The sequence below is a fragment of the Campylobacter sp. 2018MI01 genome, from assembly GCF_018501205.1.
Lineage (GTDB): Bacteria > Campylobacterota > Campylobacteria > Campylobacterales > Campylobacteraceae > Campylobacter_E.
This window is the reverse complement of the sequence record NZ_JAHCZE010000126.1, coordinates 1-783: the sequence shown is the minus strand read 5'-3', so window position 1 is coordinate 783 and position 783 is coordinate 1. Positions and strand designations below refer to the sequence as shown.

Genomic DNA, 783 nt, shown 5'->3' with positions numbered 1-783 from the left:
TTATCAAATAAAGTATCATAAAATCTATGATAATGTAGATTTGGAATTTCTTGTAAAGTATAATCTTGATTAATACTTGAAGTGTCTTGATAATATTTAGCATATAAACCGAAATAATCTTTATTATCTGTATAAAAATAATTAAATTTTGAAGTTATTATGGCTTCATCATTATTATCTAAAAAACTAGATAAATTCAAATAATCAATATCACTAATTCTTAAAAAGTCTAAATATAATCCTTCTTGATTTTTGTTATTTGTATTAAAGATTTTATCTCTTTCATAGTGCATATTAAATCCATAATGCTCGCCAAATTTCAATTCTTCTTTATTAAAATAACTATTAAATTCTTTAAAATACCCAACTCCTATATTTCCTTTAGAATAAGGGCTATCAACAAAACGAAAATTAGAATAAATTCCATAACCCCTATTTGTTCTAATTTGTGGTCTTAATTCTAAATCCATTCTATGATTAATTGCCCAAAAAAATGGTTGCTCATAATGAATAGCTTCTTTGCTTTTTATTGATAATTTAGGAACCAAAAAACCAGTTTTTCTACTATCATCTGTATTAATAGCAAAATATGGCATATAAAAAATTGGTATATTTTTAAATCTTAAAACCATACCTTTTAATACTAAATCTTGAGTTTTAGTATTATAAATACCTTCCTTAAAATCAATACTCCATTCAGGATTTGCAACATCACAAGAACTAACACTTGCATTTTTTACAATAAAATCACCATTTATATAAGAACTATTCTTACTTTTTAAC

General features: G+C 23.2%; 1 pseudogene. It reads right to left on the bottom strand.

Features of this window, described 5'->3' with window-relative positions:
* Nucleotides 1-783 (bottom strand): annotated as a pseudogene (locus tag KJQ97_RS09295) (LPS-assembly protein LptD); the annotation flags it as partial.